This window comes from Bacillus cereus (assembly GCF_015071065.1).
GTDB lineage: Bacteria > Bacillota > Bacilli > Bacillales > Bacillaceae_G > Bacillus_A > Bacillus_A cereus_BA.
Genome location: NZ_VOVA01000020.1, coordinates 24,932 through 51,824, shown reverse-complemented (window position 1 = coordinate 51,824; position 26,893 = coordinate 24,932). Strand labels below are relative to the sequence as shown.

Here is a 26,893-nt window from a genome sequence, read left to right as displayed (position 1 = left end):
TAAATGGTGAAAGATGAAGAGATTTTAAAAACTATAGAAGAGTTCTCGGATTATCTTCAAGTAGGAGACATTGTTAATTATGTATTGCGTTGGCTAGGATGGTTCTTAATTCAAGGATTATCTTTAGTTGTAGATGCCTTGGAAGGTGTGACAGATGCCATACTGGGGATTAAAGGATTCTTTAATTCGCCGGAAATACAAAATTTTATTGATATGTTATATCCATTGTTTGTCGTTCTTTTAGCCATATCATTTTTATATATTGGCTACATGTTCATTATGAACAAACAAATGAACCGTTCTCAAATTATCATTAATATTTTCGTAACACTGAGTGTACTTTGTTTATTAAGTACTGGTATGACAAAGGTTGATAAGTTCACCGATGATGCCATAGCAGTTGTAAAATCAGAACAAAAAGGCTCTTTGAGTGATGAAATTATTAAGAAAAACATAACGGATATTGCAGTAATAGATCAAAACGGATGGAAAAAGAAAGAAGATATGAATCCGAAAAATAATATTCCTGAAAAAAATATCAGACAAATAGATATTACAGAAAAAATTGATTCCGATTTCAAATTTACGAAAGATAAGGATTTGTCAGATGGTGGTCAAAAAATTCTACAAAATAAAAGGGTAATGGATGCGTTAGGAGTTGCATCTTTAGCTGAATTGAAAGATGGATGGTTTGATTTCTTTCCCGAAAAGTATTATCGCTGGCATTGGAACTTTTGGAATATATTCTTTACTTTACTGATAACAGGCGCAACTTTGTTATTGGTGAGTATTAAATTAGCTAGGTTATTTTATGAATTGGCATTTAACTACTTGTTAGCGAACATATTAGCACCAGCCGATGTTGCGAATGGTCAAAAGTTAAAAGCTGTATTATCCAATATCCTCAATATATTTATAGCAACGATTATGATATTCCTATCTTTGAAGCTATATATAATGGGAACAGCGTTTCTCCATGACAAATTAAATGGTGTACCGTATCTGATTGCATTAGCGGCATTTAGTATGGCGGTTCTAGATGGCCCGGCAGTCGTAGAAAGGTTATTTGGAATAGATATTGGATTAAAGAGCAGTTGGGGCATGTTAGCAGGTGGTTTAGCAGGCGGTTTCGCACTGGGTAAAGGAATTGGCAGTCTTGCAAATTCAAAACCAATGAAGAGTCTAGGAAATATGATTGGAAAAGGAGCGAAAGGCGCAGCAGAAGGAACTGGTGTTGCAGCAGCTAAAACAGCAAGTGCGGCAGCGATGGCAACAGGTGGCATGGCTGGTCTTATAAGTGGCTTGAAAAAAGGGAATGAGTCTGAAAATAAAGAGTCCTTGCAAGATCAAATGAAAAAAGCAGATCAGAAGAAAGCAAATGGAAATGATTTAGCAAAAAATGAAAAAGAAAAAGGTAACTTAAATAAGGAAGAAGATAAAAAGAATGGTGGCACGCCACCTATTCAAGAAGATATGAAAAAAGAAGGGAACGAGAACCCTGGGGTAGCAAATGGGCAAGAATCGGGAACAACAAGTCTTCAAGATGAAATGAAGGAAGCTGGAAAAGCAAATGGAGCAAGTGAAGGAAATCAAACAGCCGGAACGGTAAAACAAGGAGCAAACGCAGGAGGTCAAACACCAGGAACAGTAAGACAGGGAACAAGCGCAGGAAGTCAAACAGCCGGAGCGGTAAGACAAGGAGCAAGTGAAGGAAGTCAAACACCAGGAGGAGTAAGGCAAGGAGCAAGTGAAGGGAATCCAACAGCCGGAGCGGTAAGACAAGGAGCAAGTGAAGGAAATCAAACACCAGGAACAGTAAGACAAGGAGTGAGTGAAGGAAATCAAACACCAGGAACAGTAAGACAAGGAGTGAGTGAAGGAAATCAAACACCAGGAACAGTAAGACAAGGAGCAAGTGAAGGAAATCAAACACCAGGAACAGTAAGACAAGGAGCAAGTGAAGGAGGTCAAACATCAAGACCAGTACCAGGTGGAAGTAGCCCGGCACCAATGGAAACATCAAGACCAGTACCAGGTGGAAGTAGCCCGGCACCAATGGAAACATCAAGACCAGCATCAAGTGGAGGAAGCCCGGCACCAATGGAAACATCAAGACCAGTACCAGGTGGAAGTAGCCCGGCACCAATGGAAACATCAAGACCAGTATCAAGTGGAGGAAGCCTGGCACCAATGGAAACATCAAGACCAGTACCAAGTGGAAGTAGCCCGGCACCAATGGAAACGCCAAGATCAGTGCCAAGTGGAGGAAGCCCGGCACCAATGGAAACATCAAGACCAGTGCCAAGTGGAGGAAACCCGACACCAGTGGAAACGCCAAGATCAGTGCCAAGCGGAAGTAGCCCGGCATCAGCCGACATCGTAACGGTGACTCATAGTAGCCCGATTATTCCTTATGAAAGTGATAAAGAAGTGGCAGCAAGTAGAAGTCAGGAAACACGGACATTAGGACAATATACAACGGATAAGGTTAAAAATACTACATCATCCATGAAACAAAAAGTAAGAGGAGTGCAAGAACGAATTAATACTTCTGAAACGGTACAGAATACAAAGCGTTTTTATCAAATGGGTCAAAATACGGGTAAAAGTTGGAGAGATATCGTGAGCAAAAATAAAAATAATACAGATAAAAAATAAGCGTAATCGTACGCTTATTTTTTATTGTCGAAAAGGAGGGAATCCCGATGAGAAGCTATCGGATTCCGAAGGAAATCAGTACAGAATTACGGATTAATAAAGTGCTTTATTTAATAGATTTCTTTTTATTAATTGGTTTATTAGTTGTAACAATGATTCTTAGAAATTTTGTACATGATTCCTTTCAATTACCATTTGTTATTTTCATGGCAGCTATTGCAATTATCATGATTTGGCGACCAAGTACGAATCCTCAAAAACGAATGTATGAAGTGTTGATTATTACATTGCTAAGAAGAAAAGGTGCATATTGCGCCATTGATAACGATCAATAAGGGAGGGATCACATATGGCGTTATTCAGCGAAAAAGATGTGGAGAAAGAAGAGCCAAAACAACTAGAAATACCGAAGAAAAAAGCATTTCGATTTAACGAAAAAAATGTAAAAGAGTCACTTTCTGAACCAAAAGAAATTGTGAAGGTGGTACCCAACAAAAAGAAAGAAGAAAAAACAAAGGTAGAACCAAAAGTGAAAAAACAGAAGAAAGAAAAGTCAAAGAAAGATGTTTCGAAAAAGAAAAACCCAAAACTTTTAGGTTTTTTATCTAGAAAAACGAAAGAAGCACCACCAAAGGTAAAGAAAAGTATTGTGGAAATTATGCAAATCGTTGACATGACGGAGGATGGCATATTTGAGCTGAAAAATGAGGAGTTTTTAGAAATTCTTCAAGTGGAAGGTGACGATATGTTCTCTAAGAATAGCGATGAACAAGCATTTGTTATCTTCTCACATGCGTATTTTTATCAAGCCTACAAACAGTCCATTAAACTCGTTTTTTTAAACTTCCCATGTCAAACTACCGCACAACAACGATATATGGAGAAGAAAATTAAAGAATGTACCAGTCCTTTGTATGAACGGATTTTAAATCAAAAGTTAAAAGAACTTCAATTTTTAGAATGGGGCAGAACAAATCGGGAAGCCTTCTTATTTATTTACGGAGAAACGGAATTAATCGTAAAAGAACGTGTGGATGCAGCAAAGCGATATATCAAACGCTCTACCGAATTATTAGAGGTGGATGAAGAGAAAAAGTTAGAGCTTATGTTTAAATTGTTTAATCAAAATGCAAAATTAGGAACGAAAAATATATGGTAGTAAGGGGGAAACAATATGTTTGCGTTCAAAAGTAAAAAATCTAAAAAAGAAAAACAAGAAGAACTAAAAAAGAAGAAAGGTTACAACCCTTATTTAGTGGCTAGAGTTCAGCCACAAGGGGGAATCAGCTTTAAAGAAAGTTATGTGCAAACCGGTGATGGAGTAGGTACTTGTATTCATGTTTTTGACTATCCAACAGAAGTAAATGATTTTTGGTTAGAACAAATTATGAATATGCCGAATGTGATTACGACATTAGATGTAATGAGTGATGACCGAAAAGAGGTTGTTGAATCGATTAATAAATCCATGAGTGAACAAAGTGTTCGACATGATACAGCGAAGGATAATATAGATCGGATCGATGCGAAAAATGAATTTTTAGAGTTGGAAGCTCTTTATACGGATTTGAAACAAGGTGAGGTCATGAAACGTATTCACATCCGTATCTATGTTTCCGCTAGAACATTAGATGAGTTAGAAAAACAAGTAAAAGAGATCATGGAAACATTAGAATCTTATAACTTTCGAGGAGCCGTCTTTTTAAATGAACAAGAGTATGAATGGGATGCACTCGTAACGAGCTTTGATACACAAAAGAATTATGTGAACCGAAGAAAAGGGAAAGAAATTCCGGCAGTTAGTTTGGCTGGTGGATGTCCGTTTCATTATTCTTATTTGCACGATCCATACGGTACGTATTATGGAACAACGAAAACAAAAGGAAATGTTATTTTTGATATTTTTCATAAAGACGAACAAAGAAAGTTTTATAACGGTGTAATGATTGGAAAGCCTGGTGCTGGAAAATCAACATTACTAAAAAAGAAATCAGTAGACTATGCAAGTAAAGGTCATTTTATTCGTATTTTTGATATTGTAGGTGAATTCGAGGAAACAGTACGTGATTTGAACGGGAAAACAATTGCATTAGATGGTTCGCAAGGTCAAATTAACCCACTTCAAGTATATAAGACAGCAGAGCTTGAAGAAGTTAGTTTCACTCAACACTTATCTAAACTGACAATTTTTTATCGCTTCATTGCACCAGAAGCAAAAGATGATGAAATTAAAGAATATGAAAATTTGCTTCGTAAATTATATATTCGTATGGGATTATGGAATGATGAGAAAGGAGCAAAAAATGAAATTACAACAAGAAAACCAAATGAGTATCCCATTTTCTCAAACTTTTTATCTTTTGTTCGTGATGAATTATATGAGAATGTAGAAAATAGAAAACACCATGAGAATTTAGGAGAAAGCAGAAAACATCGTTTAGAGTTGATTGAATTAAATCTTGTAAATTTAGTAGAAGCATATGCACAATTATTTGATGGTCATTCCACTATTGAAAACTTTAAAAAAGAACAAGTTGTATCGTTTTCCTTACGAAACATTTCAAATTTTAAACCGGAAGTATTCCAAGCGCAAATTTTTAATGTTTTTAATTTAATATGGGATGAAATGATATCCAATGGTGCGCCACAATTAGAGGCATATACTAAACAACAACTTTCTTTTGAAGATGTAGTTCGTTACTTCATTATTATTGACGAGGCACATCATATAATTAACACGAAAAAAGAAAGCGCTCATGCTTTACAATTTTTAACTAAATTTAGCCGAGAAGATCGAAAATATTTTGCAGGGCTTTTATATGCAAGTCACACGATTCGGGATTTTGTACCGGAAGGTTCTTCACAAGAAATGATTGATGAAATCAAAAAGCTCTTTGAACTTACACAGTACAAATTTATCATGCAGCAAGATAATAACAGTTTAGATATGTTACGAAAAGTATTTGCAGGACAGTTAAGTGAAAGTGAGATTGCAGCGATTCCACATTTGCCAACAGGGGATGTCATTTTAAGTATTGGGGCTGTAAAAAATATTCACTTTCATGTAGAAGTAACAGACGAAGAATTAATGTTATTCGGGGGAGGTGCTTAATACCATGCATCTTGTTTTAAAGATAATACCAAAGAAATGGCTCATCACTTTAGCGCTAATTGTGATGGGTCTTTTTTCTTTTCTTTTACTTGGAGTCGTTAGTATTTTTATTGCAGCAATGGGGAGCGACAGCGGAACAGACACGGGTGACATTACGTATACAGGTGAAGGGCAAGTGATGAATGTTTCGCCTGATGTTTTGAAATGGGAACCTACGATTCGGAAGCATGCGAAAGACTTTGGCGTGGAACCTTTTGTCGCTTTAATGCTGGCTCAAATGATGCAAGAAAGCGGAGGACGTGGTAGCGATCCGATGCAAAGTTCTGAAGGTGCATTTAATACGAAATATTGTAAGAAACCAAATTGTATAACAGACCCCGATTATTCCATTTGGGCTGGTGTACAGGAGTTTAAACATGCGATAGAAAGAGCCGGAGTAACGAGTCCCGGTGACATGGACCATATCAAAACAGCTCTTCAAGCGTACAATTTTGGAACAGGATTTTTTGATTTTATTGGTGCAAATGGTGGTAAGTATACAAAGGAATTAGCCATAAAATTCTCACAGGAGCAATACAAAAAAGTAGCTCACACTGGTATGTATCATTGCCTTAGACCGGAAGCTGTACCGTATAACGCGTGTTATGGCGATATTTTGTACGTTGATGCGGTTTTGAAATATTATCAGCCGGGTTCCGTCGTTTCTGGTGGAGGAGGAAATCCAGGAAGCGGAGGAAGTAGCGGTGTAAAAGTTGTAGATGTTGGGCGACCATTGATAGGAAAAAGTACGTATGTTTTCGGTGGAGGACGAAAGCAAAGTGAAATTGATAGGAATATATTTGATTGCTCTAGTTTTGTACATTGGGCATTTAAGCAAGTAGGAAGAGAGCTAGGCCCAGTAACGGATGTTAATACAGATTCATTAGTAGAAATTGGTCAAAGGATATCACCAAATGATATGAAGGCTGGTGATGTAATATTCTTTGATACTTATAAAAAAGATGGGCATGTTGGTTTGGTTATAGATAAAGATCACTTTATTGGTTGCCAAACTAATAAAGGAGTAGCTATCGAAGATTTAAATAATCCGTATTGGAAAAAAGTATTTACTGGTCATGTAAGAAGGTTCTAAAAATATGAAGAAGTAAAGGGGAAATTACAATGAAATTAATAAAAGCGCCAGTTAAGGGATTTGAAAATGTAGTTATAAAACCATCGAATTATTTGATTGAAAAAGATGGTGATAATTTTCTTTTACATCGGGAATTGAAAGCAAACGAGATAGCACACTTTATAGAGCACAATATCTTTGACTATGAAGGGGAAACGTATTTATGGGTGGTAGCAAATTTCCCATCAGAAGGCGCAGCAAAAACAGCAATACAAACGTACTGGAATGCTACTAAACAACTAAACGATATTACGAAGTAAAGGAGAAATTGATATGAAAGATAAACGGAAATTCTTGTTTATTGTGTTTGTCATTTTAGTTATAGGTGTGACAGCTTTTAATATCTATTTGAGTAAAAAATCAATGAGTGATGGCAAAGAAAAACAGTTAAAACTTTCAAATGAATTACTAACAAAACAAAATGAAGACTTAAAAAAACGACTGGATAAGGTGCTTCCTTCCGCACAAGAACAACAAAGAAGAGCGTATTTATCGACAGCCGAAACGTTTATTCAATTATCATTTCATCGAGAAAAAGAAGGGTACAGTGAGCGAAAAGAAAAAGCAAAATCCATTATGAGTGAAGAACTTTTACAACAATTCTATCCCACTGACAAATACGAATTAGGAGATACCTATAAAACAAAACCAATAGAAATGAAGTTTTATTTACAAGAAAATGAACCCGATAAAGAAGAAGTAAATGTGTTAGCTGAATTTATAAATGTCACGACAGATTCAACGCAAAATCGAGAAGAAAAAGTAAATAATGTGTTACGAATCATCATAAAAAAAGAAAAGGAAACATGGCGAGTTACAAGTGTGGAAGAGTTAAATATGAAAGTTTTATAACAAAAAAGGTGGGTGAGAGTGTGATAGGTGCAATTGGTAAGAAAAGTGAAAGAATCAATCTAAGAAAAAATAAGTCGTGGGTCTACCTAACCATTATCAGCTTTCTATTTTTAGGTTTTTTCGCTTTTTTGACGTCTAAAATTTACATGCCAAACGATGAGAAACTATTCCATACGGAAACAAATAAAGTAGTCAAATTATCGGGAATGGGAAAATTGATTGTAGAACAAAGGGAATACAATCCACACAAAAACTTTATACAAATTCGTTTTCGGATAGAAGGATATGAGGAAACAGGATTTACATTCAAAGCACAAGAAAAAACAAAGTCTGGTGTTCAATTACCTGTCAAAGTGTTGTATGAAGAGAACGGAAATTATGTGGTAGAAGTAACAGAGTTATCTCCGAATTGGGGGGCGTTAGCTTTCGATATTTACAATAAAAACAGTGAAAAAGAACAAATGGATATTCGTAAATTCACACAAGATGTTAACGAATATGAAGAAGAAAATGCATCAACAAAAAGTCCGAATAAACTTGTACAGTCGATTTTTACCGATCAAAGAAAAACAAAAGTAAATGATGAATTGTTAGCTGAAGATAAAAAGACATATGAGCTAGATTTTATAGAAAGAGACAAAAAAGATATCGAAACAAAGATCAAAAACTACGGGAAAGCAATCAAACTGGAAGAAGAAAAGGCGAAGACAGTTTATGAGAAAGTAAAAGAATTAAAAGATGAAATGAAGTACCAAACCGATGCGGAAAAAACAGAAACGCAATCGAAAATAGCATCCTTAGAATCTAAAATAAAATCATCAGAAAAGAACGTGGAATTGTTTAAAGGAGAACAAAAAATTGCACGAGATAAGATCAAAAAATTAGAAGAAAAGGCGCAAGAAATTAATAAAAAGTGAAAAAAGTCGTGTCGTGAGTGAGTCTACATCAGGAGATTTTGTATCGTGAGTGAGTCCACATCACGAAAAAATGAGTCGTGAGTGAGTCTACATCTAAAAGCTTTTCTTGCCCCCATCGTTTCGCTAGGCTCCGCCTAGCCCCACACCTTCGGTGGGGGCAGAAACCCCTTATGCTCTTCTCACTATTTTTGGTGCTCTACCCACAATTGCAGAAAGGAGCGGAAATTGTGAATCTAAAAATAAGAGATATAGATCCAGTTGCCTTAAAGAAAATAGATGAAATTGCAAAGGAAAAGGGAATATCCAGGCAAAAGTTTTTGAAAGCACAAATTGAAATGTTAGCATTTTTTCAGCAGCAAAATAAAAGGGAAATGGAATTAGAAAATCTCATTGAAAAGAACATCCATATGATGAGTGATTGTTATAGCGCAATGGAAAAAATGAATGAGTTTATTCAAATGATGATGCAGGATGTTGAAAATGAATAATGCTGTTCCTGTTCAGTCTTCAGTCACACCAGGTGTTGTTTTAAAAACGAAATTTGTGTTGCCAAGTTCGGATGCTTTTCAGAATTATATTGATTATGTAGATCGGGAGGAAGCGAAAGGTGAAGTGAAGCTGAATCCGAAAATGTTCGAAACGTATCAAGACTATATGGGGAATTCAGAAAAGACATCGGCACTATTTACCGAACACGCAAATCGTTTAACAGAAAGTGAAAAAAAGTCCTTAAAGGAAATGTTTAAAACCGCTCATGAGAATGGAAGTATCATGTGGCAAGATGTCATTTCTTTTCATAATCCCTGGTTAGAGAAACAAGGAATTTATGATGAGAAAACAAAAACATTGGATGAAAAAAAGTTAATGGATGTAACAAGGCTTACGATGAAGGAAATGCAAAAAAAAGAGGGGTTGGAAAAAAGCTCTATCTGGTCGGCAGCCATTCATTTTAATACGGATAATATTCACATTCATGTGGCAACTGTTGAGCCATTTCCAACGAGAGAACGTGGTAAAAGAAAACCAAAAACATTAGATGCGATGAAGGGGAAAGTCGTAAATAATCTGTTAGATCGTAAGCAGGAACAAAAACAAATTAATGATCTGATTCGAAACAATATGGTGGGAAGGAAAAAAGAGGATTCCGTTTTTGATTGGCGTAATCAACATTTGAAACCACTGTTTTTAAGAATTTATAAACAGTTACCAAGTGATAAAAGACAATGGCAATATAGCTACAATACCATTCAACCATTGAAGCCGGAAATTGATGAATTAAGCAGTCGATATATTCAACATCATCATAAAAAAGATTACGATCAATTTCTCCAAAAGTTAGATAAAGAAGTGCAAGTTTTTAAAGAAGCATATGGCGAAGGAAAGTATGATAAGAAGCAATATGAAAATTATAAGACGAATAAAATTAATGACTTGTATAAAAGAATGGGTAACGCCTTTTTACAAGAAATGAAGGCATATGATAAAGAACAAAAGAGAATCCATCACATGAAAAAATCAAAGCCGTTTCAAAAATTTCAACAGAATGTATCTATTCAATATTCTATGAGAAAAGTGGAACGTGCTTTTAAAAGTGAATATGAGAGTTGGAAGAACCAAAAGTATTATGAGCGTATGCAAAAAGAAATTGCATATCAAAATGAGAGGGGTTATTAAATGAAGGACTTTCGTATGCAAATTACATTGGATGAGGAAACAGATACGTATATTAAAGATTACATGGAAGAACACAACATCAGATATAACGGTGAAGCAATTGTTAGGATTTGTAGAGAACATCAAGCAGCAAAAAGTTCAGAATGGTCATTGAATTATATTTCCGAAATTGTATCAAAGAATCTACACGATGTGCTGAAAAGTGAACTAACAAAAATTCGTCTTGGTGCAAATAGTGCGGATAGAAATACGCAAATTTTAATTGAGTTATTAAATGGTTATTTCTTTTTAGAGGGCGTAGATAGCCTTATTACGACTGATAAACAAGAGATGGGAAGTGTGAAGATAGCAAAAGAAGTCGTAGGGGAACGAATTAGTCATGCAAGACAAAAACGTATAGATCATGAGGCATCAAAGAACAATGTAACGTAAGCTACATTGTTTCTTTTTATAAAAAAACAGGAGGTTATTAGGATGTTATTATTTCATGAAGATATCGCATTAGGAGTCATTAAAGAGATTGGAGAAGGTGAACTTGTTTTACTTGTAAAAGATGAAGAACTAACAATCAAAATTACACGAGAACAAGAGGAAGAACTTGCAGTCCATGTCATGAATCAAGAAAATATGTTAGTTCCGGTTAATGTAAAAACTCATAAGCTTTTCTTTGATACAGCTGAGAGATGGAATGAAGAAGAAATGGAGGAATTACAAAAAGCGAGTGAAAGAGTAGGAGAAGATCATGAGTAAAAGTTATAAGAAAAAGTATCAAACGAAATCACCAGAAGAAAAGAAAGAAGCGGTGCAAGCTTTAACAAAAAAGATGGAAAAAAGCATAGAAGGCTATTTTCGTACACCAGGAGATTTGAAAGATTATTTATCGTTTATGGCAAAATTTTATCACTATTCACCATCTAACATTTCATTAATACAGAGTCAATTCGAGGGAGCCAAGGCAGTTGGTTCCTTTTCTTTTTGGAAAGAAAAAGGGTTTGCTGTTAAGAAGGGGGAGAAAGGAATCCAGATCCTTGTTCCAAACAGAACTATTGCAAAATTTAAAGACAAAGAAGGCACTTGGAAAACAGTAACTAAAGCAAATGAGGAAGAGAAAAAGCAAATTGAATCTAAAAGCGTAGAAGTGAAACCTGGTCGTTTATATTTTGCTGTCGGTCATGTGTTTGACGTGTCTCAAACAAACGCAAAAACGGAAGATCTACCTCGTATTTTTCCGAATCGTTGGCTAGAAGGGAGCGTTACAGATTACCAGAGTTTGTATAAAGGAATGGAAGCTATTGCGGAAAAAAACGGTGTAAAAATTATTGAGCCGAAGCAAGAACTTGGGGTCGCAAAAGGTGTGAGCTATACCTTAACAAAAGAGGTTGCTTTGAATCCTAGAAACAGTGAATTACAAAATGTAAAAACACTTCTTCACGAATTGGCGCATGCCAAACTTCATACAGCAGAGACACATATGAATTACACAGCACCAGAAAAAGAGTTTCAAGCAGAGATGACCGCTTATGCCGTTTCTTCTTATTTTGGAATTGATACAAGCGAATATTCGTTAGGATATTTAGCGAGCTGGACACAAGGAAAAGAAATGAAAGATAAAACCAAGTTGTTGAAAGAAGTACATGAAACTTCAATTGAATTTATTGAAACAATTGAAAATACGTTAGAAAAAGAAAATGAAAAAACTAATGAAAAGGGAGTAGATAATATGTCAAAACAAGTGTCTGATAATGGAAAAGAGCATGTAGTGACAGTTGAAATATTAGATAAAGATATAAAAGACGGTGAGATTGCAAAATTACACATGGTGGATGCAGAAACCAAAGAAGTGTATCATATGGCAATTTATGATCCGGGTGTATTAGACCGTGATGGATTTTATAATGGCGAAAGGGACGTTTCTAATATTGAACATATTTTTAAAGGAGATGTTTATGAAAAAGTAAAAGATACTCTCCTTGTTGGAAACGGAAGTCAATCATTTACTGTACGTGAAGAAGATATGCTTATTCCTTTAAGTGAGTTAGAACAAGATGATCGATACGCTATTTTATTTAATACAGAAAAATATGAAGCGGCTAAAATAAAAGAAAATGAAAAGCAGAATGAAAATGGAGAACTGAATGAAAGTGAAAAAAATATTTTACTAGTGGAATACATGAGTTTAAGTAACACGACACAAGAACTCGTTTCTGTAAACCATTTAAGAGAACAAACAGATAAAAATCGAGCGTTTGAGCCTGTAGAAGGTGCAGAAAAATTGAGTGATAAAGAATTTATTGATGCATTTAACGAGGCGAATCAAGAAAAGTATGCAGCACTAAATCAGAATGAAATTAATCGACCAACTATGCTAGTTCAATGGAGCGACAACGAAACTTTTAAGAATAATCAACTGATCCCATTTGGAGAAGCCAATGAAAAAATGGCTGAAGTCATTTCAAGTATTGAAAAAGCAAGAGAAGAAGCTAAAGAAAGAGGTCAAACCATCCCTTATGATCAAGCTCGTTATCATGTTGCCATTCCAAAAGAAGTCGATAGGGATTTTGGGAGAATGGAGCTTGTGAGTATGGATCGTTTCAATATGGGAGATGGGGACTACAAGACACCATATGAACAAGTATTAAACGAGAAAAGGTATCTATCGGATGAAGTGAAACAAGCGTTACGAGATGAGGTAGTGAACCATAGAAATAACAAAGAAATACCGATGGAAAAAGCACAGGAAAGTACATTAGAAACGTCAAAAGAGACACCCAATCACTTAGTTACAATTGAAGTATTAGCAAACGGTGTGCACGATGAAGAAGAAGTTGCAAGAATCCACATGATGGATGCTGTTACGAAAGATATTGATTATTTGTCTGTATGGAATCAAGATTCAACAAATCGGGAAGATTTATCTGTTTTCCTCATGGAAAAGAACGGGAAACGGGAAAATTACTCCTTAGATAACATTTTGAAACCAGATTTATATGAAAAAGTTCAAAGTTCTATCTTTGATGGGAGAGGAAATTTGTCATTTGTTGTTTATGAAAAGGATGCAAATATGAGTCTAGATGAAATCGTAAAAGATGAAAGATATGGACACTTAGTTGATAAAGCGGAGGGACAAAAAGATTACGCATTTAATGAAAGAGAAGTGGAATTGTATAAAGAAATGAAAAAGGAAGGGTATGCACCTATTGTCTCTTTAGATCAACAAATTCAACCTTTAAAAGAAAAAGAATCAACTACATTAGATAAGGACTTAAGCAGAAAATTCGAAGCATACAGACGTTCACAATATGAAGAAACACCAGATAATATTGATAGTATTGTCACTCGTGTAAAAGCTGAAGAGCGGTATTATACAACGAAATATGTTTCGATTGATAATGAGCTAGTAAGCCAGGAACATATAGTGAAATTAGAAAACCAGGTGGATGAGAAACTTGGGAAAGAAGGAATAACAGTGAATCAGTCTACAACTTCAAAGGAAATGGATATAGATAAAAAATTTCAGCCATTGAACGGAAAACAAACGAATCATAAAGAAAAAGACAAAGAGCCAGAGTCAGGTAATGTAGAGCAGGCGAAGGCTACAAAGAAATCAAGTAGAAAAAAGGAAACAATGGAAATGGAACGATGAAAAATTTTATAACAGGAACACCAGATTAAATCATTTTTTGTTACTCAATTGAGAAAACGGAAAGTGATTTTTTTATATCCAGAAATGAAAGAGGGTAAAAAGAAAAGCCCTCTTTCTTGTTGATAGAACGAAAGGAGTGAATGTCATGAATGTATGGCTGTATGCAGGCTGTATGTTCCTTGTAGCTGTCTTTTTGAACACGTTGCTATTATTCGGTCAGATAATGGTGAAAAAGCGGAGAAATAAGAAATGGAAGCGTGAAACTGAAATTACAGATTAATAGGAGGTATTACGTATGGGGAAAACATTGTTTATTGCTGAAAAGTCGAAGGTAGCTGTTGAATTATTAAAATCACCTAGATTTAGAAACTCACAAAGATATCCAGGGAGCAAGCCATATTATGGATACTATGAAAATGAAAATTACATTATTAGTTGGTGCCGTGGGCACTTATTAGAACTAAAATATCCGGAGGAAATGGATGAAAAATACAAAGAATTTAATTTTGATCACTTGCCTATTATTTTAGAGCCGACATATAAAGAGAAATCGGATAGTCTCGAACAAATTCAAATATTGGTTAAGCTATTAAAGCGTCCTGATGTAGATCATGTGGTAAATTCATGCGATGCAGACAAAGAGGGTGAGCTTATCTACCGAGAAATATATGAACATGCAGGTGTGAACAAGCGAGAATCCCGCCTGTTTATCTCTTCTTATGAAGCCGCAGAATTAGAGGGAGCCTTGAACCGATTAGAACCAGGAACAGACTATGAAGCACTTGCTCAATCCGCTAAAGCGAGGCAATACCTGGATTACATTCTAGGAATTAATGTGACGAGAGGTTGTACATCCAAACTAGCGAAAAATCAATTTTTATTGGCTTCTGGTCGTGTTCAAATGTGTATCTTGAATGAAATCCGTCAGAGAGAAATCGCTATCCAAAATTATAAAGAACAAACCTATTACAATTTAAAGCTACTAACGGAAAACGGTTTATCACCAGTTATGAAAACAGAAGATCAACTGATAGATCCATCGCCACTACAAAAGCTTGGAGATAGCTTAAAAGAAACGAATGTAATTGTAACGGAATTTAAAGAAAGTACGAGAAAAAAGAAACCAAAATTATTATATAACTTAACGGACATCTACAAAGATGCTCACGCCAAGCTGAAGATAAATGCAGAAACAGCAAAAAAACATATTCAGAGTTTGTATGACGAAGGCTTTATCACGTACCCTCGTTCTTCATCCAGGCACTTACCTACCGAACAAGTGGAACGAGTAAAAGAAGTAATGGGAGCATTAGAAAAAAGCTCCTATGCAAATCTAGTACAACAAGTGGTTCCATCTTCTATTACGAAAAACCATACTACTTTTAATGATGAGTTAGTAAGTAGTCACTTTGCAATCATCCCAACAATAAAATTATATGTCGGGACCAACCGAAATCCATTAGAAAAACAGTTATATGACTTAATTGTAAAACGATTTATCGGGAACTTTATGAAACCAGCAATCTACCTGGTAAGAGAAGTACACTTTATAGATCAAGAGGGCAACACATATAGTACAAAAGAAAAGATCCTACAAGAGAAAGGGTTTCTAAGTGTGTTTCAAGAGGATATAGAAGAGGGATCAGTTGAAGCATTTCAGATACCTATTTTACGAGAAGGAGATTCTTTCAGAATCGTTCAGTATGACTTGATTGAGTCTCGAACAAAGAAACCAGCCTTTCATACGGAAAGTTCCATTTTAACCTTTATGGAGACGGCAGGGCGTAAATTGGATGATGAACATTTAAAAGAGCTTATGAAAGGAAAACGAATTGGGACAGTCGCAACGGAAGAAACGTTTATTCCGAAACTGTTAGAGCGAAGCTATATTGATGTTACCAACAGTCAGATTCGAACCACTAATATTGGTCGTGCGTTTATAGATGCTTTTCCGGTAGATGAAATCAAAAATCCAGCTTATACGGCTGAAATGGAAGGGATGATCTACATGATCGAAAAGAAAGAAATGAAATATGAGGAATTTGTAGAGAAAACAAATACGTTCGTAAAAGATACGGTGGAACAATTAGGCGCAATGGATGATAAGGTGTCGGATAACATTATTAATACCTGGAATCAGCAGATTGAGGTGTGCAAATGCCCTTGTAGAAAAGGAAAAATCCTTCATAAAGGTAATTTCTATGGGTGCAGTAATTATCCAGAATGTGAAATTTCTCTACCAAAGAAAATCAAAGAAAAAGCGATTCCGGAGGCGCAAGCGAAAAAGCTGTTCGAGGATAAGAAAACAGACCTTCTAAAAGGATTTAGGTCCAATGAGAAAGAGTTTTCCGCTTATCTAGTGTTACATGAAGGAAATATCAAATTTCAGTTCCCAACACAAGAGGAGCTGTCATTTGGTAAATGCCCAAAATGTAAAAAAGGTGAGATCCTTCATCGTAAAACGTTTTATGGATGCACGGAGCATAAAAACGGATGTGATTTTATGTTACCAGCAAAGATGAAAGGGAAAGCAATCCCTGGTAATCAAATGAAAAAGCTGATTCAGTATAAAACAACAGATTTTATAAATGGCTTTGAAGGAGAAAAGGGAGAATTTACGGCAGCTATCTATATGGAAGCAGACGGAAGTTTGAAATTCCGTTTTCCAACGACTGAAGATCGTACAATTGGCAAATGTCCATTATGTAAGAGTAGAGTTCTGGTAGGGAAAAGTAACTACTTGTGTGAGAAATACAAAAAAGGCTGTGACTTCATTGTTTTTGGTACATTCTCTGGTAAAAATTTAAGTAGTAATCATGTGAAAAAATTATTAGAGAAGAATGTGACGGATCAGATCAAAGGATTTATCTCGAACAAAAACGGGAAGAAATTTGACGCTCGTTTATCATACAGTGTACAGGAGAAGCGATTAAAATTCTTATTCGGCAAATAAAAATTGAATGCATGTAAAAGAGGACTAGGAAACGGAATAGTCCTCTTTTTTATTTCATTTTATAGAGTAAAGGGGGGATTCCGTAATGGCACATGTCAGTACGGAGGATGCGATGAAAGCAAGAAAAATTGACTTGATTTCATATCTGGAAGTAAAAGGAGAAACGTTTAAGAAAGAAGGAAATTATTATCGTCATACGGAACATGACAGTCTCATCATTAAAGGGAATCAATATGCCTGGAATAGTCGAGGGGAGAAAGGATATGGAGCGATTAGCTTTGCCATGATGTACTATGACATGACATTCCCTCAAGCCGTGATGGACATTCAGAAGGGGGACTACAAAGAGTTTGATCGTTCAAAAGCTGAAGAGGAACGCAAAAAAGAACAGCAGCCTTTTAGTTATCCAAAACATTTAGAGGTGCCGAAACAGACAGAAATCAAGCAATACTTAATTGATGAGAGAAAAATTGATCCTCGTTTAGTGAACTGGCTGATTAAAAAGGATCTCATCGCACAGGATAAGAAAAATAATGTGGTGTTTAAATGGAGGGAAGAAGGAGGCAAAGGGCAAGTCATTGGAATGAACCGTCAAGGTACGGTCAAAATGGAGAATAAAAGGGGTAGTTTTAAGCAAATTGTCCCGAATTATGAAAAAATCAATGCCGGTTTTACGGTTGATGTAGGTAAACCGGATAAGATTTATTTTTATGAAGATCCAATCGACATGTTATCTCATTGGAGCATTAAACAAAATAATATCCAAAACGCTCGCCTGGTTTCTATGCATGGATTGAAGTCAAAAACAGTGATTCAATCTTTAATGGATGCGAAAAAAGAAGGGCACGATATTAAAGAGGTCATCATGGCAGTTGATAATGATAAGGCTGGGAAAGACTTCATTCAGACAATGAAATGCTTTGTAGATCTTAAAGAGGATATTCCAACGAATGAAAAAGATTGGAACGATGTCCGGAAGAAACAAGTGAGTGAGCAACAGGCAAAAGAAACAGCCCAACCAAAGAAAATGAAACCAATTAAAGAGGTGGAGCGAAGTGTCTAATCTACCAGAAATGCCAAACATATTACAAATTTTGATGTATGGTTTTATCCTTTATGTTCTTTTTCGTATTTGTAAATTCATGTACCGGAAGATCCAGGAGCGAAGAATATTAAAGCGAATGGCTAAGTCTGGTATTCGTTATATAGACAAAATGGACGGACATCAATTCGAAGTATACCTAAAAGCTCTCTTTCGAGAGTTGGGTTATTCTCCAACAGTCACAAAACAGTCAAATGATTTCGGAGCGGATCTGATATTGAAGGGAAAAAATCGTATTGTAATCCAGGCAAAACGCTACGGAATGAAAAATAGAGTCGGCATTAGTGCCGTACAAGAGATATATGCAGCACAAGCCTATTACAAAGCACATGAGGGCTGGGTTGTAACAAACAGTGTATATACAAGGCAGGCGAAAGAATTAGCGGAGGCATGCCATGTAAAACTTATAGATCGTGTAGAACTTCAGAAATTGATTAATAAAATTAATCCCGAATATTCGGCTGAAGATGTGTATCAAGGGGTAAAACCTGCAGAACGGAAATGTCCAACATGTAAACATGATTTAGTCATTCGAAATTCGAATAAAACAGGAAATAAGTTTTTTGGCTGTTCTCAATATCCCACATGTACACATACAGAACCAATTAATACATGAGCTGTGATGAAAATCCAGCTCTTTTTTCATTTGTTTAAAGAATACATGAAAAAAATCAGTTCAACTAAAAAATGACCCTTCAGATTTTGTTGTATGGGGGTTTGATGGAGTTGTTAATACAATAAGTCGTATTTGTTATAAAAACGCATGTAAAGGGAAAAAGGGAATTTAAATGAGTTTTTAACTTTTTTAGAGAAAATAAAAAGGGTAGTCATTATTTACGACTTAACCCTTTGTCTACGATCTGACGAATTGCTTCATTTCGATTCTTTAGCTTATTTTCATGCCAATAATTTTCTATTTGTTCCACTTGTTCTTTTGTAAAAGTAACTAAAATTTGAGTGTACTTTTCTTTATTAACAGCCATATAACAACCTCCTCTATAAAAAATATTATAAGTTATATAACTTATATTGACAACTGGGGGTACGGAAACGATTCTGGGTATGAGGGGCCACTCTGGGATTTAATTACAAATTTAAAAGAACTTTATTCAAGTTCTTTTAATCTACGATACAGGGCGGCTTGACTCACACCTGTAATTTGGCATATTTCTTTCACTGTTTTAGTGGTGTGCTCCCGTAATTCAATCGCATGATTCATACCTGGGTGTTTATCCGTGTATTTCTTCAATCTTCCTCTATAAACTCCTTTTTGTTTCGCTAACTTTATTCCCGCACGTTGCTTTTCTTTAATCATTTCTCGATCAAGTTCACTAAAGGCAGCCATGACAGTTAAAAAGAATTTTCCTGTTGGCGTTCTCGTATCTATTCCTAAATTTAAAATCGCAAAGTGAACATCCTTTTCCCGAAGTTGTTCTACTAACTGTAATAGCTGAATGGTATTTCGACCTAAACGATCCATTCTAGTTACGACCAAAGTATCCCCAGTAATTAGTTTTGACAGTATAGTGTCTAACTCTGGCTTTTGTTTTGTTACTCCACTTATTTTCTCTTTAATAATTTCATCTACTCCATATTTCATGAGCTGTTCAATCTGTGTATCTAGATTTTGATCTTGTGCACTTACACGAGTGTATCCATAGACCATTTTTCTCCTCATTTCAAACATATTTTTGATAAGTGTTATTGAGAATCTCTGAGACTAATAATATCAAGGAAAGGATTTATTCTCAATAGGGTACACTCTATTGAGAAGTTGGAATATGCAATTATGCATATTCTTTTTTTATTATTTCGATAGTAATAAAGTTTAATATATAATTAAAAGGTTTTTAATTAATTGATAAGGAGATGCGAGTATGAAGAAAGTCATAGGACTTATAGTATCATTATTTTTATTACTTTCTACCTATGCACCAATGTTTACAGAGGAAACCGAAGTTTTAAATAAGTGCTGATTTTGAAATCAAATCTTTAACAATTGAATAGGAGGTCTATTGTGAATACAATTAAAAAATTATTTTTGAGTTCTATAGTATGTATTTTATTATTCAGTACATTAGGAACAGCTTATGCAGAACAAAATAATCAAGAAACTACATTATCCTTTATCGATGTGCCAAAAACACATTGGGCGTATAAAGAAATGATGTACATGGCTGAAAATAAAATCATTACTGGTTATGGAAATGGTTATTTTGGTGCCACGGATCAAATCACACGCGAACATCTTGCAGCCTTTTTATATAGGTACTTAAAACCGCAAGACAGTGCCAATAACCCATTTGTAGATATTAGTGAGAGCAATTTCAAAAAAGAAATTTTGGCTCTTACAGCACGGGGGATCTTCAGCGTAAATGCTGAGAAAAAGTTCAATCCGAAAAACAATATAACCCGTGCTGAAATGGCTACTGTGCTTGTAAAAACATTTGATTTAAAACCGCAAGGAAATTATGAATTTACCGATATGAAAGGTCATTGGGCCAATGAATATGTGAAAATTCTAGCTGGAAACCAGATAACAAGTGGTACTGGTGACGGCAATTTTAATCCAAATGGATTTGTCACAAGAGAGCAATTTTCTATGTTCTTATATAGAACGATTATGACAGTAACAGATATGAAAAATAATGAATCGATTGGCTGGGTGAAGGAGAAAGAGAATTGGTATTATTACGAAAAAGATGGCAGTAAAAGAACAGAAAAAATCACATTAGATGGCATAGAATATGATTTTTTTAAAGATGGTAGGCTGTTTGAAGGCAAAAAATTAGTCGGAAATGAATGGATGCATTATAAAGAACCAGGAAAATTACAAACCGGTTGGAGTTTTTCTGGAACGGCTTGGAGCTATATACGTGATGGTAAATATGCAACAGGTGTTATTACCTATCAAGGGAAACAATTTGAAATTAATAAGTACGGAGAGATGGAAAAAGGATGGGTTACATTACGCTCTAAAATTAAAAGAATGTACCCCAAACCAGAAACAAAATTTTTATTTGAATCGAAATCTGTAAAAGACGGAGATCTATTAGAGGTTATTGGTAAACAAGGTCTTTGGTATCAAGTAAAATACCAAGGAGAAATAGGGTATGTAAGAATTTTTGAGTCTGTAGTCATAGGAGAAAGTCCAACACGTTCATGGGATGTTGTTAAAGAAGGAATGAATCTTTCACTATTTATGACAACAGAATATAAAAAAGATCCTGAAAAATATTTCCCTCCTAACGTTATAAAAAATATTGATAAGCGAATAGATGAAGACATAAAAGTTTTATATGAAAATCTAGATTTTCTAGACAAAATAAAGTCGACTATCTTGTTAGATAATACGCAAGGATGGGTTCAAAAAGATGGTAACAAGTGGAGTTATTTTCGAAAAGACGGACAACCAGCCACGGGATTTCAAGTTATAGATGAGAAAAAATATTATTTTGATGATAACGGAATCATGCAAACAGGTTGGATAAAATTACCTACAGGGACGTATTATTTTAGTCCATCAGGTGTGATGCAAACAGGCGTACAATCCATTGATGGAAAAATGTATTATTTCAATGAAGGTGGTTTTTTAAGTTCTGGACTTCGCTTTGTAAATGAAAAGCCGTATTATTTTGATGAATCTCATGAACAAAAAAGCGGTTGGATGAAACTAGAATATGATTGGTATCTGTTACATCCGAATGGTGCATTACAAACAGGGGATTTTAAGTATAAAGACAAGGGCTTCTCTTTTAATAAAGATGGAGAAATGATTAAAGGCTGGGTAACATTAGAGTCTCTTGTAAAAAAAGTATACCCAGAGCCAGATTTAAATTCTGTATTAAGAGCAAAGCGTGTAAATACTAGTGAATTAATAGAAGTAACAGGAAAAGTTGGTTCTTGGTATGAAGTGATGTATAAAGGTGAAAAAGGATATGTACGGATTCATGATGCCATTATTTTTGACCAAGAAGCGAAAAATCCTCTAACTCTGCTAGGAGGCAAACTCAAAATCTTTGAAGGTGTTTTTGATTATATAAAAAGCGATCAAACACTTTTAAATGATACAGTAGATGTATTGCAGAAAATGGAAAATAGCATTACGGATGATGCAAATACTTATAATAATATTGCTGCAGATATTGATAATCGAATTTCTTCTTTAGAAGAGAAAAAGGTTATAGTTATTGATTTTCAAAAGAAAATGAAAGACTTACAACAAAAAGTAAAAAATGATTGGGACCGTTTAACAAAAGAAGAAATGCATCAACTCATTACTATGTTTATTGCTGATGCGGAAAGAGCTGGCATATACGGGGAAGAACGAGCAAATCATTTTTCAGAACAAATTCTAAGACGATCTAATGAAATGGTTCGATTCCAAGAAGAAGTGTTAAAATCAATGACTCAAATGGTTGATTTTAATAACCAAATTTATGCAGTCATTATGGAAGATACACAAAACGTACTAAAGTTCCAGGATCAATTTAATGTGTATTTAAAACAAACTACAGATGCGTTTCATGAATTAGCAGAAAGTCATAAGCGTATTCAGCAAGTATTACACGACAATGGTACATTTGAAGATTTAGGAAACATTGCAACAAGTACGATTCGATTAAAACACTCTATAGATGCGGCGAAACCTGGGATGGAGGAACTTGCACAGGTAACAAGAAAGAATGTTCCAGTCATAGCAAAAGATTTACAAGCATTGCAAGAAAGAGTACCAGGTATCTATAATGATGTAAATACAGGATTGGATTTTGGGAATGCATTTATGGACACAGCTTCTAAAGTTGTCCGACATAAGTATAATATTCCTGCAGCGGCAGCTAACATTGGGAATATTAATTTAAATAATGCATTACGTGATTTAGGTGGAGATCCATCTCGTATTTATAATCGTGCGAATGATGGGAACTTATCGTTCATTTTAGATATTACACCAGGTATAGGAACGGGAAAAGAAATTGGACAACTTATCAAAGGTGAAGATCTGGTAACAGGTAGAAAATATGGACCTGAAGATTATGGATGGGGTACACTAGCAGTTGTATCAGGTGGCACTTCACGTGTAATCGGTAAAGTTGTAGGGAAAATTGGTGACCTTGAAAAGAAAGGAAAGGCACTAGAAGCAGCTGCTAAGTATACTAATGCATTTGGTAAAATAGGTACTCGAAATATACCCAATATGACCAAAAAAGAAATCTTAGAAAAACTTCCAGAAGGATGGAAATATACTGAGAATAATGGATTTGTTCATGTTCGAGATGCTAATGATACAATTAGGATGCGAATAGACCCACCCGATAAAGTAACAAAATATGATCATGTACATTTATATGATGAGAATAAAAATCCATTAGATTTAAACGGAAATATAGTAGATGCTAAAAGTCCAGATGCTCATATTCCATATAAAATGTAAAAATTGAGGTGGAAAAATGAAAGTACAGAGAATACAAGAAAAAATTGATAAGTTATATTACTGGGATGCTTGGGTTACTAAATTAGTATGTGATTATTTTGGAGATGAAGTGATTTTAATTTTTAAAGATGGGGATGATGATGTCACCCTTCAATTTAGTGGTTGCTATAAAATAGATTTTAAGCATAGTATGGGATATGTAAAAGAAAAATCAATAAAAACTTTTACACATGAACAGTTACCATATTTTCTTCATGATATTGAAATTGGTGAAATAGAAAAAGAAGGTTTAAAATTATATACCTGTAAAATAATTATGCCTCCTATGGACTTAGAAATATGGTGTAAGGATATAAAAATCGAAAGATAAGTATCTATAATAAAAAACATATAAATAATTAATTTCTACGTTTTTTATTAAGTAGGTGATAAAATGGCAACATTGTTGGAAGAATGTATAGAAGCATTAGGAGTAAATATTGAAATTTTAGAAGGAACAGAAGGAAGAAAAATAATAAGAAGTTTTGAAAATACATTTCCTATTACATCTTGGGGAAGAGTCGATTGGTCAAATATTCAAAATTATGGTGAGATATATAATGATCATGAAATAAAATTATATCTAGAGCACTGTTTTGGATTGTATTCTGAAACAGTATATCTTATTTGGGATAATGCTAGATTACCAGTAATTAAAACAAATTTACATCAAGTTTTGAAAGTAATAGATGATGTTACAGCTGTAAGTTTTGATACATGGATATATTCACCAGATACAGGATATGTTATTGAGTATCATCATGATGGTGAAATACGCATTGGGGATGTAAAGAATATTATTAAATAAAAAGAATTTTAATAAACAAACGTAGGAATCATTGCTTCCTACGTTTGTTTATTATATTGAAGTGAGATTCAAACCACATTTTTCAATTAATATTAGAGAATTCTAATCAAAAAATCATAAGAATTATCACTTCCTACGATTTTTATTATTGAATATTTTTCCAGAGTGGCCCCTCATACCTAGAATCGTTTCCGTACCCCAACTGGAAAAATGAGTAATAGAATAGTTATATAGGTTATATAACTTTATTGAGGAGGTTATTACATGGAACGGAAAGTTAAAAAGATGATGGCTGATCTTCAATTTATTATGAATCATGGTCAAATAAGTGTAGATTTTATGGATCTAGGATATAAAAGAATGCTTTTTAGTGCATTAGAAGCTACTGGGAAAAAGTTTAATATTCATACCAATGAACATGATGAAACGACCTTGTTCTTAGAGTTAGTTTAGTAAATTTACGTAATGAGGAGCTGTTAATGATGGAGCAGTTAACCATTTTTGACGTAATGGATGAAACTAAAAATAAGCTTTATGAGGTATTAGAGAAAAATGGATTAGATTATAAGATTCATAAGTACTATTTATATTCGAATTATGAGGGAGCTGTTCATTATTACTATATAAGAACAACTGACAATACAATTATTGATTTGTGTATCTCTGATTTTCCGGAAATCTTCGCTATTCATAAAGGATTTAGTGATAAACAAATTAGAAAAATATATAACTGGAACTTATAAGTCTATATAAATAACAAATTTAATTAATGGAGGAATGAAGAATGAAGATTGCTGTATCGGAATGGAAAGCATTGAAAAAAGAAACAAAGTTAAAGTTATTACGGTATGCGATGCTGGAAAGCAAGTATAAGTATGCAAAATAAAAGCTCTTCATTTGCAAAAGCAAACAAAGAGCAAAAGTCTGAGTGACTGTAGAGGAAAGAAATTAGCAGATTTCTTTCCTCTATATTTTAACATATAAAGAGTTGTAGAGAAAAGGGGCATGTAGAATGGAAGAAGGTCGTATTTCCTTTCAGCGAGGGTTAAAAGAATTTCTTATTATGATTGTCTGTTTTTGGTTCATTATGTTCCTCCTGTATGGTGAAAGCCTGTTACAATAGTAAAGAATAAATTGGGTACAAATTGATAATGAAATGGGGAAAGATGCTAGATGAAAGCAACCGGAGTGACTAGAAAAGTAGATGGATTAGGGCGTGTAGTAATTCCAATGGAACTTAGAAATACGCTTGGTATTAAAGAAAAATCACCATTAGAGATTTTTGTAGAAGGGGAAGACATCATTTTACAGAAGTATCAGCCTGGTCATGTTTGTGCATTAACAGGAGAAGTGTCAAATCGTAACATAGCATTAGCAAAGGGTAAGATCTCATTAAGTACAGAAGGTGCAGAACTATTAATAAAAGAAATAGAACAGTACCTTGTAAAATAAGTGCTCCTTTCAAGGGGCTTTTTTTATGGTTAATACAATAATTTCACGTACCGTAATAATTAAGAAAAACTAAAAAACTACAATAATAGTTTCCATTTAATCTTATGTTGAATTCATCCGCTAAATGGAGACTGTATTGTTTGTTTTGGATAGATTTCTTGCGAAATATGTACCTAGAGCAATATTTCAATTTAAATGTGATACGATAGTTATATATTCGTTTTGCTAGTAAAAGGAGATGAGTGTCGATGAAAAATCACATAAAAGTAAATGGAAAAATCCTTCAAACAAATAAAAAATGGTCACATCTCAAGCAAAGACAAAGACAACATATTTCTAATTGGTTACGTAGAGAATATACACAGTTTGTAAAAACACATTATAGAAAGCCTAGAAAGTATGAACATGATGAGATTCTTCATGAAGTGATGAATCAAATACAGGAACGTGAAATTTGGATTCCTAATGGTGAAGTAAAAAGATATTATCTAAGCAAAATAGGAAAATGGTTTAGAAAAATAGAAAGTGAATGGGAATCACAAATATCCAACAGTGAAAAGCAGCGTGTATTAGAAGAAAAGTAAATACAAACAAACCAGGGGGCGCATTTCATGGTTAATTTACAAGAAGATATGTATGAACAATTGAAAGAGAAAAAGGGGGATGTTACTGTATTTTTAAAGAATGGCGTTCCAGTACGTGGGCAGATCCTTGCAACAGATAAATTTACCGTCCTAATGATGGTTCATGGTAAACAACAACTAATCTACAAACAAGCAATCTCTACACTTACTACGTAGTAGATACTGGACTTATGTAAAGATTTCTCAATATTATATTATTAATATGTTAACTATTATATAGGGGTCACCATATATGCCCATCAACTTAAGAATTTTATAACACTCCAAAAACGAAAAAACGGTATTCTTTCTATTTAAGATGTAGAGGGGGTTCCGCCCACATTTTAACGAAAACATACGTTAAGTAATTTTCGACACGAAAAAACATTGATTTTACTACTCTAAGGAAACTTTCCAATCTCAAAAACGTTCATTTTTGAGAAACGTAAAAACTT

General features: G+C 34.5%; 27 protein-coding genes. 25 read left to right on the top strand and 2 right to left on the bottom strand.

Annotation, left to right across the window (positions count from 1 at the left end):
- Positions 1-6 precede the first annotated feature (6 nt).
- The 17 genes from FT637_RS25810 (at position 7) to FT637_RS25735 (ending at position 18,698) form a co-directional block, all read left to right on the top strand.
- Entirely contained in the window at positions 7-2,658 is a 2,652-nt protein-coding gene (locus FT637_RS25810; RefSeq protein ID WP_193648724.1) for a pLS20_p028 family conjugation system transmembrane protein, read from the top strand.
- Positions 2,659-2,705: 47 nt separating this feature from the next.
- On the top strand, positions 2,706-2,993 hold the full coding sequence (locus tag FT637_RS25805; protein WP_002130425.1) for a DUF5592 family protein: 288 nt from the start codon (positions 2,706-2,708) through the stop codon (positions 2,991-2,993).
- Between the two features lie 14 nt (positions 2,994-3,007).
- On the top strand, positions 3,008-3,817 hold the full coding sequence (locus tag FT637_RS25800) for a hypothetical protein (protein ID WP_193648723.1): 810 nt from the start codon (positions 3,008-3,010) through the stop codon (positions 3,815-3,817).
- 15 nt (positions 3,818-3,832) lie between these two features.
- The gene (locus FT637_RS25795; RefSeq protein ID WP_193648722.1) at positions 3,833-5,770 is read left to right on the top strand and encodes a VirB4 family type IV secretion system protein; all 1,938 of its coding nucleotides are present in this window, start codon (positions 3,833-3,835) and stop codon (positions 5,768-5,770) included.
- Positions 5,771-5,774: 4 nt separating this feature from the next.
- A complete protein-coding gene (locus FT637_RS25790; protein WP_193648721.1) occupies positions 5,775-6,902 on the top strand; it encodes a lysozyme family protein in 1,128 nt (375 codons plus the stop codon).
- Positions 6,903-6,931: 29 nt separating this feature from the next.
- Entirely contained in the window at positions 6,932-7,201 is a 270-nt protein-coding gene (locus FT637_RS25785) for a hypothetical protein (RefSeq protein WP_193648720.1), read from the top strand.
- 13 nt (positions 7,202-7,214) lie between these two features.
- Positions 7,215-7,793 carry a MerR family transcriptional regulator gene (locus FT637_RS25780; protein WP_193648719.1) on the top strand — a complete coding sequence of 193 codons (579 nt, stop codon included), beginning with the start codon at positions 7,215-7,217 and terminating at the stop codon, positions 7,791-7,793.
- Positions 7,794-7,813: 20 nt separating this feature from the next.
- Positions 7,814-8,710, top strand: coding sequence for a hypothetical protein (locus FT637_RS25775; protein ID WP_193648718.1), 897 nt, complete (start codon positions 7,814-7,816; stop codon positions 8,708-8,710).
- Positions 8,711-8,937: 227 nt separating this feature from the next.
- Positions 8,938-9,198 carry a hypothetical protein gene (locus FT637_RS25770; RefSeq protein ID WP_002156580.1) on the top strand — a complete coding sequence of 87 codons (261 nt, stop codon included), beginning with the start codon at positions 8,938-8,940 and terminating at the stop codon, positions 9,196-9,198.
- Positions 9,191-10,384, top strand: coding sequence for a MobP2 family relaxase (gene mobP2, locus FT637_RS25765; protein ID WP_193648717.1), 1,194 nt, complete (start codon positions 9,191-9,193; stop codon positions 10,382-10,384). Before FT637_RS25770 ends, mobP2 begins: the two co-directional genes overlap by 8 nt.
- The gene (locus tag FT637_RS25760; RefSeq protein WP_193648716.1) at positions 10,385-10,816 is read left to right on the top strand and encodes a hypothetical protein; all 432 of its coding nucleotides are present in this window, start codon (positions 10,385-10,387) and stop codon (positions 10,814-10,816) included.
- Between the two features lie 42 nt (positions 10,817-10,858).
- Positions 10,859-11,134, top strand: coding sequence for a hypothetical protein (locus tag FT637_RS25755; RefSeq protein ID WP_193648715.1), 276 nt, complete (start codon positions 10,859-10,861; stop codon positions 11,132-11,134).
- The gene (locus tag FT637_RS25750) at positions 11,127-14,027 is read left to right on the top strand and encodes an LPD25 domain-containing protein (protein ID WP_193648714.1); all 2,901 of its coding nucleotides are present in this window, start codon (positions 11,127-11,129) and stop codon (positions 14,025-14,027) included. Before FT637_RS25755 ends, FT637_RS25750 begins: the two co-directional genes overlap by 8 nt.
- 145 nt (positions 14,028-14,172) lie before the next feature.
- Positions 14,173-14,307: a hypothetical protein gene (locus tag FT637_RS30375; protein ID WP_264675746.1), complete on the top strand. Its 135-nt coding sequence runs from the start codon at positions 14,173-14,175 to the stop codon at positions 14,305-14,307.
- Between the two features lie 15 nt (positions 14,308-14,322).
- Positions 14,323-16,980, top strand: coding sequence for a type IA DNA topoisomerase (locus tag FT637_RS25745; RefSeq protein WP_193648713.1), 2,658 nt, complete (start codon positions 14,323-14,325; stop codon positions 16,978-16,980).
- Positions 16,981-17,065: 85 nt separating this feature from the next.
- Entirely contained in the window at positions 17,066-18,043 is a 978-nt protein-coding gene (locus FT637_RS25740) for a DUF3991 domain-containing protein (protein WP_193648712.1), read from the top strand.
- Complete coding sequence (locus FT637_RS25735) at positions 18,036-18,698, top strand: restriction endonuclease (protein ID WP_193648711.1); 663 nt, start codon at positions 18,036-18,038, stop codon at positions 18,696-18,698. Before FT637_RS25740 ends, FT637_RS25735 begins: the two co-directional genes overlap by 8 nt.
- 214 nt (positions 18,699-18,912) lie before the next feature.
- On the opposite strand, the gene FT637_RS25730 is transcribed toward FT637_RS25735, so the two are convergent.
- A complete protein-coding gene (locus FT637_RS25730; RefSeq protein ID WP_176535777.1) occupies positions 18,913-19,065 on the bottom strand; it encodes a hypothetical protein in 153 nt (50 codons plus the stop codon).
- A 122-nt stretch (positions 19,066-19,187) separates the two neighbouring features.
- The gene (locus FT637_RS25725) at positions 19,188-19,748 is read right to left on the bottom strand and encodes a recombinase family protein (RefSeq protein ID WP_193648710.1); all 561 of its coding nucleotides are present in this window, start codon (positions 19,746-19,748) and stop codon (positions 19,188-19,190) included.
- Between the two features lie 351 nt (positions 19,749-20,099).
- Here FT637_RS25725 and FT637_RS25720 point away from each other — a divergent pair, with 351 nt between their 5' ends.
- The 8 genes from FT637_RS25720 (at position 20,100) to hfq (ending at position 26,615) form a co-directional block, all read left to right on the top strand.
- Positions 20,100-23,516, top strand: coding sequence for an S-layer homology domain-containing protein (locus tag FT637_RS25720; RefSeq protein ID WP_193648709.1), 3,417 nt, complete (start codon positions 20,100-20,102; stop codon positions 23,514-23,516).
- Between the two features lie 16 nt (positions 23,517-23,532).
- Positions 23,533-23,886: a hypothetical protein gene (locus FT637_RS25715; protein ID WP_193648708.1), complete on the top strand. Its 354-nt coding sequence runs from the start codon at positions 23,533-23,535 to the stop codon at positions 23,884-23,886.
- 63 nt (positions 23,887-23,949) lie between these two features.
- Positions 23,950-24,363: a hypothetical protein gene (locus FT637_RS25710; protein WP_193648707.1), complete on the top strand. Its 414-nt coding sequence runs from the start codon at positions 23,950-23,952 to the stop codon at positions 24,361-24,363.
- Between the two features lie 264 nt (positions 24,364-24,627).
- The gene (locus FT637_RS25705) at positions 24,628-24,816 is read left to right on the top strand and encodes a hypothetical protein (RefSeq protein WP_193648706.1); all 189 of its coding nucleotides are present in this window, start codon (positions 24,628-24,630) and stop codon (positions 24,814-24,816) included.
- A gap of 26 nt (positions 24,817-24,842) precedes the next feature.
- The gene (locus FT637_RS25700; protein WP_193648705.1) at positions 24,843-25,106 is read left to right on the top strand and encodes a hypothetical protein; all 264 of its coding nucleotides are present in this window, start codon (positions 24,843-24,845) and stop codon (positions 25,104-25,106) included.
- A 430-nt stretch (positions 25,107-25,536) separates the two neighbouring features.
- Positions 25,537-25,815: an AbrB/MazE/SpoVT family DNA-binding domain-containing protein gene (locus FT637_RS25695; protein WP_113735392.1), complete on the top strand. Its 279-nt coding sequence runs from the start codon at positions 25,537-25,539 to the stop codon at positions 25,813-25,815.
- A gap of 248 nt (positions 25,816-26,063) precedes the next feature.
- The gene (locus tag FT637_RS25690) at positions 26,064-26,399 is read left to right on the top strand and encodes a transposase (protein WP_193648704.1); all 336 of its coding nucleotides are present in this window, start codon (positions 26,064-26,066) and stop codon (positions 26,397-26,399) included.
- Between the two features lie 27 nt (positions 26,400-26,426).
- Positions 26,427-26,615 carry an RNA chaperone Hfq gene (gene hfq / locus FT637_RS25685; RefSeq protein ID WP_193648703.1) on the top strand — a complete coding sequence of 63 codons (189 nt, stop codon included), beginning with the start codon at positions 26,427-26,429 and terminating at the stop codon, positions 26,613-26,615.
- Positions 26,616-26,893 lie beyond the last annotated feature (278 nt).

Excerpts from the sequence above, each read along its gene's own strand:
- FT637_RS25805 (WP_002130425.1), top strand. The coding sequence starts at position 2,706 with ATGAGAAGCTATCGGATTCCGAAGGAAATCAGTACAGAATTACGGATT.
- FT637_RS25800 (WP_193648723.1), top strand. The coding sequence starts at position 3,008 with ATGGCGTTATTCAGCGAAAAAGATGTGGAGAAAGAAGAGCCAAAACAA.
- FT637_RS25795 (WP_193648722.1), top strand. The coding sequence starts at position 3,833 with ATGTTTGCGTTCAAAAGTAAAAAATCTAAAAAAGAAAAACAAGAAGAA.
- FT637_RS25790 (WP_193648721.1), top strand. The coding sequence starts at position 5,775 with ATGCATCTTGTTTTAAAGATAATACCAAAGAAATGGCTCATCACTTTA.
- FT637_RS25785 (WP_193648720.1), top strand. The coding sequence starts at position 6,932 with ATGAAATTAATAAAAGCGCCAGTTAAGGGATTTGAAAATGTAGTTATA.
- FT637_RS25780 (WP_193648719.1), top strand. The coding sequence starts at position 7,215 with ATGAAAGATAAACGGAAATTCTTGTTTATTGTGTTTGTCATTTTAGTT.
- mobP2 (WP_193648717.1), top strand. The coding sequence starts at position 9,191 with ATGAATAATGCTGTTCCTGTTCAGTCTTCAGTCACACCAGGTGTTGTT.
- FT637_RS25760 (WP_193648716.1), top strand. The coding sequence starts at position 10,385 with ATGAAGGACTTTCGTATGCAAATTACATTGGATGAGGAAACAGATACG.
- FT637_RS25755 (WP_193648715.1), top strand. The coding sequence starts at position 10,859 with ATGTTATTATTTCATGAAGATATCGCATTAGGAGTCATTAAAGAGATT.
- FT637_RS25750 (WP_193648714.1), top strand. The coding sequence starts at position 11,127 with ATGAGTAAAAGTTATAAGAAAAAGTATCAAACGAAATCACCAGAAGAA.
- FT637_RS30375 (WP_264675746.1), top strand. The coding sequence starts at position 14,173 with ATGAATGTATGGCTGTATGCAGGCTGTATGTTCCTTGTAGCTGTCTTT.
- FT637_RS25745 (WP_193648713.1), top strand. The coding sequence starts at position 14,323 with ATGGGGAAAACATTGTTTATTGCTGAAAAGTCGAAGGTAGCTGTTGAA.
- FT637_RS25740 (WP_193648712.1), top strand. The coding sequence starts at position 17,066 with ATGGCACATGTCAGTACGGAGGATGCGATGAAAGCAAGAAAAATTGAC.
- FT637_RS25730 (WP_176535777.1), bottom strand. The coding sequence starts at position 19,065 with ATGGCTGTTAATAAAGAAAAGTACACTCAAATTTTAGTTACTTTTACA.
- FT637_RS25725 (WP_193648710.1), bottom strand. The coding sequence starts at position 19,748 with ATGGTCTATGGATACACTCGTGTAAGTGCACAAGATCAAAATCTAGAT.
- FT637_RS25715 (WP_193648708.1), top strand. The coding sequence starts at position 23,533 with ATGAAAGTACAGAGAATACAAGAAAAAATTGATAAGTTATATTACTGG.
- FT637_RS25710 (WP_193648707.1), top strand. The coding sequence starts at position 23,950 with ATGGCAACATTGTTGGAAGAATGTATAGAAGCATTAGGAGTAAATATT.
- FT637_RS25705 (WP_193648706.1), top strand. The coding sequence starts at position 24,628 with ATGGAACGGAAAGTTAAAAAGATGATGGCTGATCTTCAATTTATTATG.
- FT637_RS25700 (WP_193648705.1), top strand. The coding sequence starts at position 24,843 with ATGATGGAGCAGTTAACCATTTTTGACGTAATGGATGAAACTAAAAAT.
- FT637_RS25695 (WP_113735392.1), top strand. The coding sequence starts at position 25,537 with ATGAAAGCAACCGGAGTGACTAGAAAAGTAGATGGATTAGGGCGTGTA.
- FT637_RS25690 (WP_193648704.1), top strand. The coding sequence starts at position 26,064 with ATGAAAAATCACATAAAAGTAAATGGAAAAATCCTTCAAACAAATAAA.
- hfq (WP_193648703.1), top strand. The coding sequence starts at position 26,427 with ATGGTTAATTTACAAGAAGATATGTATGAACAATTGAAAGAGAAAAAG.